Annotated in this window: 12 protein-coding genes and 1 tRNA gene; 10 read left to right on the top strand and 3 right to left on the bottom strand. The window is 70.6% G+C overall.

What is annotated here, in order from left to right; all coding sequences use genetic code 11:
* Nucleotides 1-3: 3 nt before the first annotated feature.
* From NMK44_RS23060 to NMK44_RS23035, 6 genes are all read left to right on the top strand, one after another.
* Nucleotides 4-1,377, top strand: a complete 1,374-nt coding sequence (locus tag NMK44_RS23060) for a cell division protein FtsK (protein ID WP_254746223.1) — start codon at nt 4-6, stop codon at nt 1,375-1,377.
* Nucleotides 1,378-1,424: 47 nt separating this feature from the next.
* On the top strand, nt 1,425-2,093 hold the full coding sequence (locus NMK44_RS23055; RefSeq protein WP_254746039.1) for a DUF2637 domain-containing protein: 669 nt from the start codon (nt 1,425-1,427) through the stop codon (nt 2,091-2,093).
* Between the two features lie 131 nt (nt 2,094-2,224).
* A complete protein-coding gene (locus NMK44_RS23050) occupies nt 2,225-3,676 on the top strand; it encodes a replication initiator (RefSeq protein ID WP_254746037.1) in 1,452 nt (483 codons plus the stop codon).
* Entirely contained in the window at nt 3,673-3,876 is a 204-nt protein-coding gene (locus NMK44_RS23045) for a helix-turn-helix transcriptional regulator (RefSeq protein ID WP_254746035.1), read from the top strand. The genes NMK44_RS23050 and NMK44_RS23045 overlap by 4 nt, the downstream gene beginning before the upstream one ends.
* On the top strand, nt 3,870-5,261 hold the full coding sequence (locus tag NMK44_RS23040; RefSeq protein WP_254746033.1) for a tyrosine-type recombinase/integrase: 1,392 nt from the start codon (nt 3,870-3,872) through the stop codon (nt 5,259-5,261). The genes NMK44_RS23045 and NMK44_RS23040 overlap by 7 nt, the downstream gene beginning before the upstream one ends.
* A gap of 426 nt (nt 5,262-5,687) precedes the next feature.
* Entirely contained in the window at nt 5,688-6,461 is a 774-nt protein-coding gene (locus NMK44_RS23035; protein ID WP_254746031.1) for a DnaB-like helicase N-terminal domain-containing protein, read from the top strand.
* Nucleotides 6,462-6,641: 180 nt separating this feature from the next.
* On the opposite strand, the gene NMK44_RS23030 is transcribed toward NMK44_RS23035, so the two are convergent.
* Together NMK44_RS23030 and NMK44_RS23025 are read right to left on the bottom strand one after the other, a co-directional pair.
* Nucleotides 6,642-6,728, bottom strand: a tRNA-Ser gene (locus tag NMK44_RS23030).
* Between the two features lie 41 nt (nt 6,729-6,769).
* Complete coding sequence (locus tag NMK44_RS23025; protein ID WP_254746029.1) at nt 6,770-8,311, bottom strand: S1C family serine protease; 1,542 nt, start codon at nt 8,309-8,311, stop codon at nt 6,770-6,772.
* Nucleotides 8,312-8,528: 217 nt separating this feature from the next.
* Here NMK44_RS23025 and NMK44_RS23020 point away from each other — a divergent pair, with 217 nt between their 5' ends.
* The 3 genes from NMK44_RS23020 to NMK44_RS23010 all read left to right on the top strand — a co-directional run bounded on the left by NMK44_RS23020 (nt 8,529) and on the right by NMK44_RS23010 (nt 11,341).
* Nucleotides 8,529-9,362: a glycerophosphodiester phosphodiesterase gene (locus NMK44_RS23020; protein WP_254746027.1), complete on the top strand. Its 834-nt coding sequence runs from the start codon at nt 8,529-8,531 to the stop codon at nt 9,360-9,362.
* A 182-nt stretch (nt 9,363-9,544) separates the two neighbouring features.
* The gene (locus NMK44_RS42725; protein WP_374215329.1) at nt 9,545-10,276 is read left to right on the top strand and encodes an ATP-binding protein; all 732 of its coding nucleotides are present in this window, start codon (nt 9,545-9,547) and stop codon (nt 10,274-10,276) included.
* A 96-nt stretch (nt 10,277-10,372) separates the two neighbouring features.
* Nucleotides 10,373-11,341 carry a DUF5926 family protein gene (locus NMK44_RS23010; protein ID WP_254746025.1) on the top strand — a complete coding sequence of 323 codons (969 nt, stop codon included), beginning with the start codon at nt 10,373-10,375 and terminating at the stop codon, nt 11,339-11,341.
* A gap of 551 nt (nt 11,342-11,892) precedes the next feature.
* Here NMK44_RS23010 and NMK44_RS23005 read toward each other — a convergent pair.
* Nucleotides 11,893-12,567, bottom strand: coding sequence for a bifunctional DNA primase/polymerase (locus NMK44_RS23005; protein ID WP_254746023.1), 675 nt, complete (start codon nt 12,565-12,567; stop codon nt 11,893-11,895).
* 572 nt (nt 12,568-13,139) lie between these two features.
* Here NMK44_RS23005 and NMK44_RS23000 point away from each other — a divergent pair.
* Nucleotides 13,140-14,747 (top strand): PP2C family protein-serine/threonine phosphatase, encoded by a 1,608-nt coding sequence (locus NMK44_RS23000; RefSeq protein ID WP_254746021.1) that lies wholly within the window; start codon nt 13,140-13,142, stop codon nt 14,745-14,747.
* The last annotated feature ends 64 nt before the right edge of the window (nt 14,748-14,811 follow it).

Genomic DNA, 14,811 nt, shown 5'->3' with positions numbered 1-14,811 from the left:
GCGATGGGGTCTGCCCCGGCTCTTGCCGGGGCGGCCCTGGCCCTGATCGCCATATGGGCCGTGTGGTGGCTGGTGCGCTACATACGTGCCGATGCGATGACGCGGGCAAGCATCCGGCAGGCGATACGGGTGCGCTGGGGCTGGCGTCGGCTGGCTCCGATGGCCGGGCTGTCGGTGACCGACAAGACTCCGCCCGCCGTGATCGTGGCGCCGGACGGGAAGGTGCCCAAGCCACGGGTACTGATCCCGAAGATCCGGGTCGCATCCGACCGGTACGGGGTGCTGGTCCGCGCCGGGTGTCTGCCCAAAGTGGGCCTGGCCGAGTTCCAGAAGGCCGCGCCGTACCTGGCGGACGCCTGGCGGTGCACCCGGGTCTCCGTCCTCCCTGGTACACCGGGTCAGCTGGTGATCCGAGGCGTGCGGATGGACCCGCTGACCGTCCCGACCGAGCACACCCCCACCGGGGCCGTGCCGGAGGAACTGACGGCGTGGGCTCTGGGGTTGGACGAGTACGCGCAGCCGGTGAGCGTCAGCCTGGCCAACGTGCCCGGTGTCACCGTGGCCGGGCTGCCGGGCTTCGGCAAGACGTCGCTGGTCAACAGGTTCATCTGTGACACGGCTCCTTCGCCTGCGATTCAGTACGCGGTGGCCGACGGCAAGGTGACCTCGCCCGACGAGGGCGATTACGCGGATCTGGTGGGCCGGACGTTCGCGTTCGCCGGTGACGATCTGGCGGAGGCGAACCAACTCTTCAAAGAGTTGGTGACACTGCGGCGGAACCGCTCGGCGGCCATCCGCGCCCTGCTGGGCGTCAAGAACATGTGGCACCTCGGCCCAACGGCCGCATGGCCGTTGACCGTGCTCATCATCGACGAAGCGCACACCTACTTCCGCGACCACAAGGGATCGGACGCCCAGTCCAAGAAGCTCGCCGCGCTCGCGGCGGAGAACGCGCGGCTGGTCGAGGACCTGGTGAAGAAGGGCCGCAGCGTCGGCATCCTGGTGATCATCGCGACCCAGAAGGGGACCGGCGACGCCATCCCCACCTTCATCCGCGACGTGTGCCCGGTCGGCCTCTCTTTCGCACAGAAGACCGCCGACGCCTCCGTTGCCGCCTTGGGCGAGGACATCCGGAACTGGCCGGACGCCAACCCCACGGCCCTCCAGGACCCCGCCTACGTCGGCGTGGCGTCCATGGCCCACCAGGGACGCCCCGGCTTCACCCGCATCCGCACCCCCTACGTCGCCGACGCCGACGCCGTCCGCATCGCCACCGACACCGCCCACCTGACCCGCGACCCCGCCGAGCTGCTGGAACAGCTCGCGGTCTCCGCCCTCGGCCGAACCGATCCGCTCACGATGATGGTCGCGGTCTGACCCGCTGGCGTCTCCCCTACGCGCCCTGGAAGGAGGTGAATCCCCCTATGTCCGAGGACCGGATCACTCAGCGCACCGTGACCGTGATCATGAGCATCATCGCTGGCCTGGCCTTCGTCTTCTCCTTCGGCAACGTCTGGGCCCTGGCCCTGCGCCTGGGCGTCCCCGGACCGATCGCGCCACTGATCGCACCGATGGTGGACTTGTCCGTTGTCGGCCTCCTGGTGGCCCTGCGCTACCTGTCCCTGCACGGCGTTCCAGCCGAACACATCAAGGGCGCCACCCGGCTCATGCACCTGTCCGGGCTGCTGACCCTGGCCCTCAACATCGCCGAACCCATCGTCGCCAAGCACTACGGCCGCGCCGCCGTGGACGCGGTCGCCCCGCTCCTCCTCCTGGGCTGGGGAGCAGTCGGCCCCCAACTCCTGCGCCACTTCCACACCGTGGCCCACACCACCCCGGCCCCGGCCGAGCAGGAACCGGCTCCCGAGCCTGAGCCTGTCCCGGCCCCCGAACCGGTGGCACCGCCGGTCACGCCCCAACCGGAGGCCGCCCCGGCGGTCACCGTGCCCGCGCCGCTGCTGAACGCGGCCCGCACCATCGCCACCGCCCACCAGGCCGAGCACGGCGAACCCATCACCCCAGCCCAGCTCCGGACCCGCCTCGGCATCGCGATGCCACTGGCCGCCGCCGCGCACGCCCAACTCTCCGCCTGAGCATCCGGCCGGCCGTTCCGCCAAATCCAGATTCCCCAGCCCCAACCGGGCTCCCTCCGCCATGTCCCGGGGCAGCACTCGCGCCCCTCGCCCAGTGCTGCCCCGGGCCTGGCACCAGAAAGGACACCGTCGTGAAAGCCCCCCTGGACCTCCGCCACGTGGCGAGCCTGGCCCTGCGGGACCTCATCCACCTCGCCCACCTCCCCGACTTCGACCGCGTCCAGGACCAGATCAGCCAGGTCCGCGGCTGCACCCGACCCGTGCAACTCGTCGGCTCCACCGAAACCCGCGACACCGCGACGGACGCGATCCTGCGCTCGTACAGCACCGCCGACGAACCCACCGGACGACTGCTCACCACCTGCGGCAACCGCCGCTCCTCCCGCTGCCCGGCCTGCTCACGCCTCTACGCCGCCGACACCTACCACCTCATCCGGGCCGGACTCTCCGGCGGCAAGACCGTGCCGGACACCGTCCGCACACACCCGCGCCTGTTCGTCACCCTCACCGCCCCCTCCTTCGGCCCGGTCCACAACCGCCGCACCACCGACGCGGGCGAGAGCCTGGCCTGCCGCTGCGGCGACCGCCACCGCACCGATGACCCCGCCCTGGGCACCCCGCTCTCCCCGGCCACCTACGACTACACCGGCGCCGTGCTCTGGAACGCCCACGCCGGAGCCCTGTGGGCCCGCTTCACCACCTACCTCCGCCGTGAACTGGCCGCCCACCTCGGCCTGACACAGAAAGCACTCAACGCGGCGGTCCGCGTCTCCTTCGCCAAGGTCGCCGAGTACCAGCGGCGCGGCCTGGTCCACTTCCACGCCGTGATCCGGCTCGACGGCCCCGAGGGCAGCAACGAACCCCCGCCACAGTGGGCCACCGCCGACGCACTCACCTACGCGGTCAAGAAGGCGGCTGAACGCGCCGTGCTCACCGTGGCCTCCGACGCCATCGGCGAACGCGAACTCAGCTGGGGCGATCAACTCGACATCCGCGAAATCGCGGCCCTGGGAGACGGCGAACTCACCGACCAGAAAGTTGCCGCCTACGTCGCCAAGTACGCCACCAAGAGCGCCGAGGACTCCGGCACGGTCGACCGCTCCCTGCGCTGCCCCCACTGCACCGGACGCGGCTACCGACACGGCCCAGACGGCTTCCGGGACCTGTGCGAACCGTGCGACGGCACCGGCCAGTCCGAACCCATCACGGACCTGCCCGTGCACAGCCACGTCCGCCAGATGATCCGCACCGCCTGGGACCTCGGCCACCTGCCCGAGTTCGCCGAACTCAAGCTCTGGAAGTGGGCCCACATGCTCGGCTTCCGAGGCCACTTCTCCAGCAAATCCCGCCGCTACTCCACCACCCTCGGCGCCCTCCGCGACACCCGCCGCGCCTGGCACACCGAGCGCACCCGCGCCGCCGCCGACGGGCCCGAGCTGGACGAGGAAAGCACCCTCGTCGTCTCCCACTGGCAGTACCTCGCCTCCGGCTACAGCCCCGGCGAAGAACTCCTCGCCGCCCAGGTACGCCACGAAACCGCCCTCACCGACCGCCGCAAGACAGAAGGGGACCCCTGGCTGTGAGCACGTCACGTTTCGCCCGTCCCGACACGCTGACACTGGGAGAGGTGCTCGAAGAGATCCAGGTCTCGCGGGCCGCCTTCTACCGGATGCGGGCCCGTGGCCTGGCACCCCGTTGTCTCAAGCTGCCCAACGGGCAGATACGCGTCCGGCGTTCGGACCTCAACAGGTGGCTGGACGACTGCGAGGTGCCCGCGTGCTGACCTACGACGTTCAGGTCTGGAGCATCCGCAAGCGAGTGAACCGAGCCAAGCCGTACCAACTCCGTTGGCGGGTCGGTCACAGGCCTCACTCCAAGAGCTACACCCTCAAGGCCCAGGCGGATGGCCGCCGCGCCGAGCTCCTGACTGCTCTGCGTCAGCGGGAACAGTTCGATGTGGAGACCGGGCTGCCCGCCTCTGAGTTGATCGAGCAGTTCTCACCGACGTGGTTCGAACATGCCTGCTCCTATGCGGCCATGAAGTGGCCCGACGCGTCAGCCAAGCATCGGGCGAGCATCGCGGACACGCTCTCCACGATCACTCCCAAGCTGGTGGTGGACGAGCGTGGCGCCCCGGACAGGCGCGTACTGCGTCGGGCGCTGTACACATGGGCGTTCAACTTCCGGGTGGTCGACGGGGAGCTGAAGTCGCGCAGAGAGGTCGAAGAGCCTCCAGCAGAGGTCGCGGCGGCACTCGCCTGGGTGGCCCGGAAGTCCGTGAAGGCCACGGACCTGGCCACGCCCTCCGTGCTCCGGAACGCGCTCGATGCACTGACGCTGAGGCTCGACGGGCAGCGTGCTGCGGAGAACACCATCCGTCGAAAGCGGCCGGTGTTCAGCAACTGTCTGCGGTATGCGGTGGAGCGTGGGCTGCTGGCTTCGGTCCCGCTCGACAAGGTGGACTGGAAGGCGCCGGAGGCGGACGACGAAATCGACTTCCGGTATGTGCCCGGCCCCGGCTTGGCCAAGAGCCTGATAGCGGCGGTCGGCGAGCAGGGCGAGCGAGGCAGGCGCCTTCGTGCCTTCTTCGGCTGCCTCTACTACGCGGCTATGCGGCCAGCCGAAGCGACAGACCTCCGGGTCGGCGCCTGCACGCTGCCAGAGGAAGGGTGGGGCGAACTGCTGCTGTCCGGAAGCACTCCCCGCGTCGGCTCCGTCTGGACCGACAGCGGAGAGTCGTTCGACACCAGGGGGCTCAAACGGCGCGCGAGGAAGGCAACACGTGCCGTGCCAATCCCTCCGGTGCTGGTCCGCATGCTGCGGCACCACATCGACACGTACGGCACCACGAAGGACGGACGCCTGTTCCGGGCTCACCGGGGCGGTCACGTGCTGTCCAAGGAGTACGGCGAGCTCTGGCGGGCTGCACGCTTCGCTGTGCTGTCTCCGGATGAGTTCGAGACCCCCATGGCCGAGAAGCCGTACTCGGCCAGAGCGGCTGGCGTATCCCTCTGGATCGAAGCGGGAGTTGCCCCCGCCGAGGTCGCCCGGCGGGCCGGGCACAGCGTCGCCGTCCTGTTCCGGTTCTACGCGAAGGTGATCCAGCGAAATCAGCAACGCTCGAACGAGCAGATTGAGACGGCGCTTGGCGCTGCCAACGAGGATTAGTCCAGATTGCGCTACAACGGCGCCACCTCTGCCCACGTTGGGCGAGGTGGCGTCCTCGTGTCCATGATTGGCTCACGGCGGCGTTGAGCCAGACCATCCAGGCCGCAGCTACGCGGACTACCTCCGCAGAAGCTCGTGCATGAGAGTCACCACTGCGACGGCCGTTCCGAGCGCTGCTCCTACCGCCGGGTGCTCCAAGACCAGGTAGGCCGTGAAGACCCCAACGAATATGAGCAGAAGAGTGCGGGTGCTGATCTGGTCCATTTGAACCTCCAAGTAGGTGCCCTGGGAACCAGCGTCAGCAGCGGTCAGCCTCAGTTGACGATTCCTGACAGCCCATTCGCAATCTCTTACAGCTCCTGACAGTTCATGACGCTAGGTGACATCATGGACAGGTCATGCGGGAGAGGTAGCCGGGGGTACGACATGCCACAGTGGCTTAGGCCAAGACTTCCTGAAGGCCCACTCCGGGTCCTCAACCGTGAACTGCACGCGCTGCACAGCAAAGCGGGGTATCCATCAGCCCGAAAGCTCTACCTGGCCGTAGGGAAGGCTGTCAGCCATACGAACATCCACCATGCATTCGTAAAGCCAACGTTGCCGTCATGGGGCGTTGTTGAAGTCGTTGTGGAGCAGCTAGCCCAGTTGGCCAGACCCCGTCTTGCAGCTGACTCTGAGGTCAACCGCTTCAAGGATCTGTGGGACCGGGCGCATGCCTCGGGTCCTCCCTTCGCAGCCGCGACCAAGGGCACCAAGCAACGGTCGGCAGGCTCCGGTGAGCCGTCATCCGACGAAGCCCGCCCAACCCTGATGCCCAGCGCTTTCATCAGCAGCCGGAACGCTCTGATCTACCAGGTGGTGGGGGATCTACACCGAGCGGGCAGGCCGGTAGGCGTGCCGCAAGTCGCCGCAGAGCTTGAGCGACGCGGCCAACTCGAACTCTGCGGCGGCGAGGACTACCTGTTCGAGTGCGTCAAGGTTGCCATCAAGGGCGCCTACGAGGCGGGCATGAGCGTGACCGAGTTCGGTGTCCTGAACGCGCGGAAGGTACGCGCAGCCGCAGACGCTCGCACAGAATTTATGACCTCGCTGTTCGACCCTGGCTCGGACACCGACCACATACGAAGGGCAGCGAACCGGGCCGCCCAGTTGCATCCGCAGTGGGTGCGCCAACAACCCGGCAAGGACCCATCACCCTGAAGCCCTACTCCTGAAGTGCCTGATCAAGGGCGCACCTAAGGAGAGATCTGGTCCACGCCTGGTCCACACGCGCTGGTCAACGGTGGGATTCGGGCGGCACAGGGTGAGACAGCGAGCACGCAGAAGGGGTGCCCCTGAACCAGGGGCACCCCTTCTGACCAGCTATGCCGCTGGCCTCGGCGGAGGCTGAGGGATTTGAACCCTCGGTGACATCGCTGCCACGACGGTTTTCAAGACCGTTCCCTTAGGCCGCTCGGGCAAGCCTCCCCGCGTCGCCCTCAGGGTGACGCGGGGATCAGCCTAGCGCGTCAACTGTCACCCTTGCGCTGCCCCAGGGTGACATCCGCCGTGGACTGCTTGCCGTCACGCTTGTAGGTGAGCGTGACCTTGTCGCCGGGCTTGTGGGTCCAGATCTCGCTGATCAGAGTGGGTCCGCTGTCGATCACCGTGTCATCGAGCTTGGTGATGACGTCACCGGACTTCAGACCCGCCTTGTCGGCCGGGCCGCCGGGGACGACCGCGGGGCTGCCGCCGGCGCCGTTGGAGGCGATGGTGGCGCCTCCGCCGGTGTCCTTCATGTTCACCGTGGCCTCGATCACCGGGTAGACCGGCTGACCGGTTTTGATCAGCTGCTGGGCGACGTTCTTCGCCTGATTGATCGGGATGGCGAAGCCGAGGCCGATGCTGCCGGACTGCTGGGACTCGCCGAGGCCGTTGCCGCTACCGGCCGACTGGATGGCGGAGTTGATGCCGATGACGCCTCCGTCGGCGTTCAGCAGGGGGCCGCCGGAGTTGCCCGGGTTGATGGAGGCGTCCGTCTGGAGGGCGGACATGTAGGAGGAGCTGCCCCCGCCGCCGTCGCTGGAGGCGACCGGGCGGTTCTTGGCGCTGACGATGCCGGTGGTGACGGTGCCGGAGAGGCCGAAGGGGGCGCCGATGGCGACGGTGGCGTCGCCGACGGCGACCCTGTCGGAGTTGCCGAGCGGCAGCGGGTTCAGCTTGGCGCCCGACGCGTTCTTGAGCTTGAGCACGGCGACGTCGTAGCCCTGGGCGCGGCCGACGACCTGGGCGGCGTAGCGCTTGCCGTTCGAGAAGGTCGCGGTGAGCTTGCCGCGTTCCGCGGCGGAGGCGACGACGTGGTTGTTGGTGAGGATGTGGCCCTGCTTGTCGTAGACGAAGCCGGTGCCGGTGCCGCCCTGGCCGTTGCTGCCCTTGGCCTCGATGGTCACGACGCTGGGCAGGGTCCGGCCCGCGATGTTCGACACCGATCCCGGGGCGCGGCTCTCGGACTTGGGGTTGCCGAAGGCGGAGACGGTGGTGGAGTCGCTGTCCTCGCGGTCGGCGGCGAGGTAGCCGATGCCCCCGCCGATACCGCCCGCGACCAGTACGGCGGCCAGCGCGGCGGCGATCAGACCGCGGGGCCTGCGCTCGGGCGCCCCGGACGGCGGTACCGGAGCGGTCCCCCACGGCCCGCCCGGTCCGCCGCCCGAGCCGCCCTGCGGCTGTCCGCCGCCGGCGGTCCACCAGGAGGCGGACTGCCCCGCGGCGGGGTCGCCGCCCGGGCCGGGGCCCGGAGCACCGGGCGCCCCGCCACCGGGTCCGGCGCCCTGTCCGGCACCGTCCGCACCGGTGCCGCCGGAGGCGGACGCGGCGGGGGGCTGGACCGGGGGCGCGGTCGGCGGGGGCGCGGCTATCGGCGCGGACGGTGCGGAAGAGGGCTCCGGGGCCGCGCCCACGGCGGGCTCGAACTCCGGGGCCGGAGGCACCGCGGGGTCCTGTTGCGGCGCCGGAGGGGCCGGGTGCGGTCCGGCCGCAGGCGGTACGGCAGCGCCCTCGTTCTCGGTGCTCACAGCTGTCTCCTCAGGTGCACGACAGTTCTTCCATGACGGCCCACGCGTACGCATTACCGTCATCAGCTTTTCCCACGGCGCGTCAGACCGCCGTAAGGAGCGGTGGCCCCGTGGACTACCACCCTTTATCCCGGACAAATCGCCCTGCCGCCATTCCGGGCAACGATCGGTGGGGCCGCGTCCGACGGCTCACACCGGGCGGTGGCACCATAACGCGGTGACCTATGCGCGCCCTGCCCGGGACATCCGCCCCGGTCCGCACACCGTGTCCGTCGTCGCCCACCGCGGATCCTCCGAGGATGCCCCCGAGCACACGCTGGCCGCGTACCGCAGAGCGATCGAGGACGGGGCGGACGCACTCGAGTGCGACGTCCGGCTGACCGCCGACGGCCATCTGGTGTGCGTCCACGACCGGCGTATCAACCGCACCTCCAACGGCCGGGGCGCGGTCTCCGCACTGGAGCTCTCCGATCTGGCCGCACTGGACTTCGGCTCCTGGAAGGGCCAGGCCACCGACAAGGAGGAGCCGGACCGGGACCACCGCGACTCCACCTCGGTGCTCACCCTGGAGCGGCTGCTGGAGCTGGTCCGGGACGCGGGACGGCCGGTCGAACTGGCGATCGAGACCAAGCATCCCACCCGGTGGGCCGGTCAGGTCGAGGAGCGGCTGCTCGCCCTGCTGCGGCGGTACGGCCTGGACACACCGCCGCCCGAGGGGCCCTCGCCCGTGCGGGTGATGAGCTTCTCGGCGCGTTCGCTGCACCGGGTACGGGCGGCGGCCCCCACCCTGCCCACGGTCTTCCTGATGCAGTTCCTGCTGCCCCGCCACCGGGACGGGCAACTGCCGCCGGGAGTGGGCATCGCGGGGCCCAGCATCCGGATCGTCCGGAACCACCCGGGCTATGTGGCCCGGCTGCGGCGCGCGGGGCACCGCGTGCACGTCTGGACCGTCGACCAGCCGGAGGACGTGGAGCTCTGTGCCCAGCTCGGCGTGGACGCGGTGATTACCAATCGTCCCAAACAGGTGCTGTCCCAACTCGGGCGTACATAACGGTCATGACACGGCGTGCACCGGCGCGTTCGGTACGCATTCGATCGTGGCGAGTGCGTCACACGATGCCACTTGGCCTGTTTCCGCTCCAGCCCATTGGGGCATCCATCCCGTGGCGTGGGGCTAAGGAGGTCTCGGGGGTGGCGTTGGTGGTGGCACGGCAGGTGCCGACGTCGTCGACCATGGCCGTACCCCATGGTCCTGCGGGTGTCCGCGCGGCAAGACATTGGATGCGTGGCGATTTGGGCAGGACTGGGGTATCGGAATCGGTCATAGACGACGCTGTATTGATCCTTTCGGAATTGCTCAGCAACGCATGGCGTCATGGCCGCCCATGGCGTTCCGACCAGGGTGATGACACGGTCCGGGCGGCGTGGAGCGTTGACGAGGATGAGCGGCTGACCGTCGAGGTCACCGATGGTGGCGGACCCACAAGGCCCCTTCCGGCCAAACCTTCTGTCACCGCACGCGGTGGCCGGGGACTCCACATCATCCGCACCCTGGCCGATGACTGGGGCGTCCGGGACGGCGTCGGCGAAGTCACGGTCTGGGCACTGCTTCCGGCCGATGACGGTTTTATGAAGCGGGTCACGATCCCGGCCGATCTGGCTCCCGGGCTGACCGATCTGGACCCCGGGCTGACCGCGGGTCTGACGGACGGACTCACCGCCGGGCTCACCTCGGGACCGGCCACCGGGCTCATCCCCGGACCGGCCGCCGGACCCACCGCCGGGCTCGGCACCGACCCCGCACCCCGGCCCGGCCGCACCGAGTCCGAGCGGACCGCCCCCGTGGCAATCCCGCAGCAGCCGGACCCGCCGGCGGCGAAACCGGACACGAACACCCCCGAGACGAACATCGATCCCGACTTCGACCGCGAGCTGGACTTCGCCGATCTGGACGAGCTCGCGTAGCCGACGCGGCCCATCGAGCCGACGAAGTTCGGCCAACGGGCTAGGCTCCCGCCCGTACGAGCAAGCCCTGCCGCACGATCGGGAGACAGCCACACCATGGCCAAGAAGCGCCGCCCCCAGACGAAGGCCGCAGCCCCCCGGGCGACAACGGGCGACATCCCGGTGGTGGGCGCGCGCGAGCCCTGCCCCTGTGGCTCGGGCCGTCGTTACAAAGCCTGTCACGGCAGGGAGGCGGCCCACGCCGTCACCGAGCTGGTGCAGCGCCCCTTCGAAGGGCTCCCCGGCGAATGCGACTGGGTGGCGCTGCGCGAGCTGGTGCCCGCCGCCACCGTCGAACTGAACCTGGCCGACGGGCTGCCCGAGGGCGTGCCGTCGGTCACCCTCGCCACCGTGCTGCCCATGGCCTGGCCCGCGCTGCGCCGGGACAACGGCGCGGTGCTGATCGGCCTCCAGAACGACACCCCCTCCGGCGACATCAGCCGCGACCTCGCCGACACGCTGCGGCGCGCCCTCACCGCCGAGCCCGGCACTCCGGTCTCCGCCGAGCGGGCGCCCGGCGACGGTCCGCGGCTCCAGGACCTGCTCGACCCGAAGGGCGGTTTCACGCCGACCCTGCACGAGGGTTTCGAGTTCTGGCTCGAGGACGCGGCGAACGCGAGCGGGGAGGTCGCCGCGTCCCTGGAGCGGGCCAACGCGGCCGCGATCCCGACCGCCCGGCTCGCCGGTGTGGACGCCGCCTACTGGTGCGAGACCCCGGAGAAGAACCACCTGCGCTGGGTGATGGCGCACCCGGAGGAGAAGCTGCTGGACGCGCTCGCCCGGCTGCATGCCGCGGGCGCCTCCTCGCTGGGCGAGAACACCCGTCTGGTGGGCTCCTTCCGGGCCCACGGGCTCACCGTCCCGGTGTGGGACCTGCCCAAGGGGATGCCCGCCGAGGACACCGAGAAGCCCGCCCAGGAGCTGGCCGAGCGGCTCGCGGAGGCGCTCGCCGACGGCACCCCGCTGACGCCCGAGCAGCGGCGTGCCCGCGGCGGTCTCACCAACCGTCAGGTGACCCTGAGCTGACCGTCGCGGCCGGGCGGTCCCACCCCGCCCGGCACACGTGACCCTGCTCACAACTCACCGTTACGGCCTGGAAATCCGCGTCCGGAAATCCGCGATCGAATTTGCTAACGGCCGATCTCTTGTTACGGTTCTAAAAGCCCGGTCGCTGGTGCATCCCCCGTCGCCAGCGACCGGGCGCTTCCATGTCCGGAGCCGGACGAGACGCGCGACGCCGCGGAGCCCGGCCGGACGGTACGGCCCGACGAATGATCAATCCGCCCCGCAGACGCGGGAGTTGCTCCGTGGCGGGCGATCCGGACCCGTACGGCCCCAAGGTCCCCAGCCGCCCTCAGGCCGCCCAGAAGGCGCCGCGAAGGCGCCTCGCAGACACGGTGACATGAACGCGGGGATATGAAGGCAAGAGAAGGCGGGCACACCGCATCCCGCGCACCACACGACAGCGCGGTGGGGCTCTGCCCCACCGCGCTTCTTCTTCTGCGGATATGCGGATCTATGAATATGCATGAACGCCGATGCGGAGAGCCGCGCGGGAACGCGCGGAGCCGCCCGGCCTAGTAGGCCAGTCGGCTGCCGCCGTCGGGTGCGCTGCTGCTCGCCTCGACCAGCGCGTCCACCACCGAGGACACCTCCGGCAGCCAGGGCTGTCCGCCGCGCCGCTGCGGGGCGCGCTCCCAGCGCACCCGGCCCGGTCCGGTCTGGGACGGCGGCAGCGCCAGATAGCCGCCGTCACCGTGGAACCGCAGCGAGCTGGGCACCCAGTCCTGGCGGTTCAGCAGTTCGCCGAGCTCCTCCAGGGAGTACGGAGCCACCAGCAGCGACCAGCGGGTGGGGGTGGCGACCACCGGACCGAGCCGCACCCCCGCCTGGTCGAACACGGCCAGCGCCCGTGCCCCGGCGACGGCCGGCAGGCTCACCGCGCAGGGCCCGCGGCCCCCGGTGGCCAGGAGCAGGGGGGCAGCGGGGCGGTTGGCCCACCACCAGCGCACCATGCGCGGATCGGTGGTGGCGGCCAGCAGCACGGGTTCGAACGGGTGACCGCCCGGCACCGCGCAGTCCGGGTCGGGACAGCCGCACACCCGGACGCGTCCACCGCCGGGCTGGAGCCCGATGCCCGGGAGTACGGGCCACTGCCACTCGGTGGCGCAGGTGAGCGCGCCGCGGAGCAGCGGCGACCGTGCGCCGCGCCGCAGCGAGAACTTGCGTCGCCTTCCGAGGATCTCGCGCATGAGCGCTCGTTCCTTTCCGTTAACGCCGAGGGCTGTATCCGTCGCACTTCATGGCACTTCTACAAGGCACTACGTGGCGCTGCACGGCATCGTTCGGCCGTTGACAGCACGTGGATCACAAGTCACTGCGCGTACGAGGCAGCGCATCACGCCGCAGGCCGAGCGTGGAACGTGGCGAGGGGTGGCGCGCGCATGGCGCTTACCGTCCTGTGGTGCGTTTCCTCGTCACTCGGGGATGGGCGCGGCCGTTGTCGTCTATGACGCCTGGACCGGCCACGGGGTTCCGGGGCGATGCGAACTGCCCCCGGCTCCTCTCCGATGTGTACCCGCCGCGGTGGAGACGACGCGCTGCCGACTGACGTCAGTCGACCCCAAATTGACAGCCTAACGACTTTTTTTCAGCCAAGTTGAATTCCCCCCAGACACCAACAAGACCACCGGGACAATGCTGGACATCGCCTCTTCGGTGCGTGTACATCTGGAGACAGTAGCGGCACAGTAGCGGCGCAGCACGACAGGGGGTTTGCGATGCTATTGAGCGAGCCGGACGCGGCGGGCGAAAGCAGCGGGCCATGAACGCGCCCCACCTGCCGAAAGTGGCTGGAATCGATTCTTCCCTCCCGGCGCCCACGCAAACTGCCGACCCCGTTACGCCCCCTGCCGCGGCGCCGGACCCGGGTCCCGATCTCGGTCCCGGGGTCCAGGACCGCCTCGCCGAATGGGTGTCGGACCTCACCACCCTCCATGAGCTGACCGAGCGGCTGATCCGCACCGACACGCTCGACGGCGCGCTGCACGAGCTGCTGCGCGCGGGTGCCGCCCTGGTGGGCGCGCAGCGCGGTCTCGTGGCGCTGGAGCCGTCCGACGGCCTCGGTCCGGTGACCACCGTCGGCCTCGGTCTCGGCCATGCCGATCTCGGCCAGATCGAGACGATCCCGCGCGGTTCCGCCTCCGCCGGCCATCTGCTCGACGGACTGCCCGAACCGGACGGTGAGCGGCGCGCCGACGTCAGGCATCCGGACATCGCGAGCGAGGCCGATCTCGACCCCCGCCACCGCGAGGTGGCGGCCCGGCTCGGGTTCGCCGCCAGCTACGCGGTTCCGCTGGACACCCCCTCCGGCGCCGAGGGGTCCGGTGCCGTCACCCCGCCGGGGCTGGTCACACCCTCCCCCGGCCCCGGCGCGGAGACCGCCGCCGGTTCCGTCGCCACCGCCGGCCCGGCCGCCGCGGACGATGCGAGCAGCCCCGGCCCCGGCCGCCCCGGTACGGCCCCCGCTCCCGAGGGCGCGCCGGGCGCCGTGACGGCCGTGGGAGCCGACCGCCCCGCCGGACGCCTGGGCGCCGCCGCCTGGCTCTACGACGAACCCGCGGAACCCGGTGAGCGGCAGCGTCATCTGATCGGCCTGTACTGCCGTTACGCCGCCGCCCACCTCGCCCGGCTGCTGGAACTGCGCCGCGCCCACGCCGCCGTGGCGACCGTCCGGGAGGAGCTGCTGCCCACCCGGCTGCCCCGGGTGCCCGGCGTCCGGCTCGCCGTCCGCCACCACCCCGCTCCGTACGGCGGCGGGGACTGGTACGACGCGCTGCCGCTGCCGGACGGCGCGCTCGGGATCTCCGTCGGCGGGGTGACCGGGACCGGCCCCAGCGCCGTGGTCGCGATGGGACGGCTGCGTGCCTCCCTGCGCGCGTACGCGGTGATGGAGGGGGAGGATCCGGTCGCCGTCCTGTCCGACCTCGAACTGCTGCTGCGCCTCACCGAACCCGCCCGCTCCGCGACCGCCCTGTTCGCGTACTGCGAGCCCGGTCCGCGCCGGGTGGTGCTGGCCGGGGCCGGGCACTGCCCACCGCTGATCACCGGTGACCGGCGCACCGAGTTCGTGGAGACCACGCTGTCCGCGCCGCTGGGGATGCTCTCCTGCTGGGAGGCCCCGAGCGTGGAGCTGGAGCCCGGCTGTGGAGAAACGCTCCTCTTCTACAGCGACGGGCTGCTGCACCGCACCGGGGAACCCATGGACCGCGCCTTCGCCCGGCTCCAGGCGGCCGCCGCGAGCGCGCCCAAGGCCGTCCGCCACGACGTGGACGCGCTGCTGGACCATGTGCTGCGCACGGTGCTGCCCGGGGGCGCGGACACCGGGGACGGCACCGAGGACCTGGTCCTGCTCGCGGTCCGCTTCGACTGAGCCGCCCGCTCCGGACCGCCCCCGCCGGGCCGCGCCGCCGGGCCGCGCCGCCCGCCGCGGCCCG

The organism is Streptomyces cucumeris (assembly GCF_024295805.1).
In the GTDB taxonomy this organism is placed as follows: Bacteria; Actinomycetota; Actinomycetes; order Streptomycetales; family Streptomycetaceae; genus Streptomyces; species Streptomyces cucumeris.
Note: the sequence above shows the minus strand (reverse complement) of the source record. Positions and strands in the feature narration are given on the sequence as shown.

Excerpts from the sequence above, each read along its gene's own strand:
- NMK44_RS23060 (WP_254746223.1), top strand. The coding sequence starts at position 4 with ATGGGGTCTGCCCCGGCTCTTGCCGGGGCGGCCCTGGCCCTGATCGCC.
- NMK44_RS23055 (WP_254746039.1), top strand. The coding sequence starts at position 1,425 with ATGTCCGAGGACCGGATCACTCAGCGCACCGTGACCGTGATCATGAGC.
- NMK44_RS23035 (WP_254746031.1), top strand. The coding sequence starts at position 5,688 with ATGCCACAGTGGCTTAGGCCAAGACTTCCTGAAGGCCCACTCCGGGTC.
- NMK44_RS42725 (WP_374215329.1), top strand. The coding sequence starts at position 9,545 with ATGGCCGTACCCCATGGTCCTGCGGGTGTCCGCGCGGCAAGACATTGG.
- NMK44_RS23010 (WP_254746025.1), top strand. The coding sequence starts at position 10,373 with ATGGCCAAGAAGCGCCGCCCCCAGACGAAGGCCGCAGCCCCCCGGGCG.
- NMK44_RS23005 (WP_254746023.1), bottom strand. The coding sequence starts at position 12,567 with ATGCGCGAGATCCTCGGAAGGCGACGCAAGTTCTCGCTGCGGCGCGGC.
- NMK44_RS23000 (WP_254746021.1), top strand. The coding sequence starts at position 13,140 with ATGAACGCGCCCCACCTGCCGAAAGTGGCTGGAATCGATTCTTCCCTC.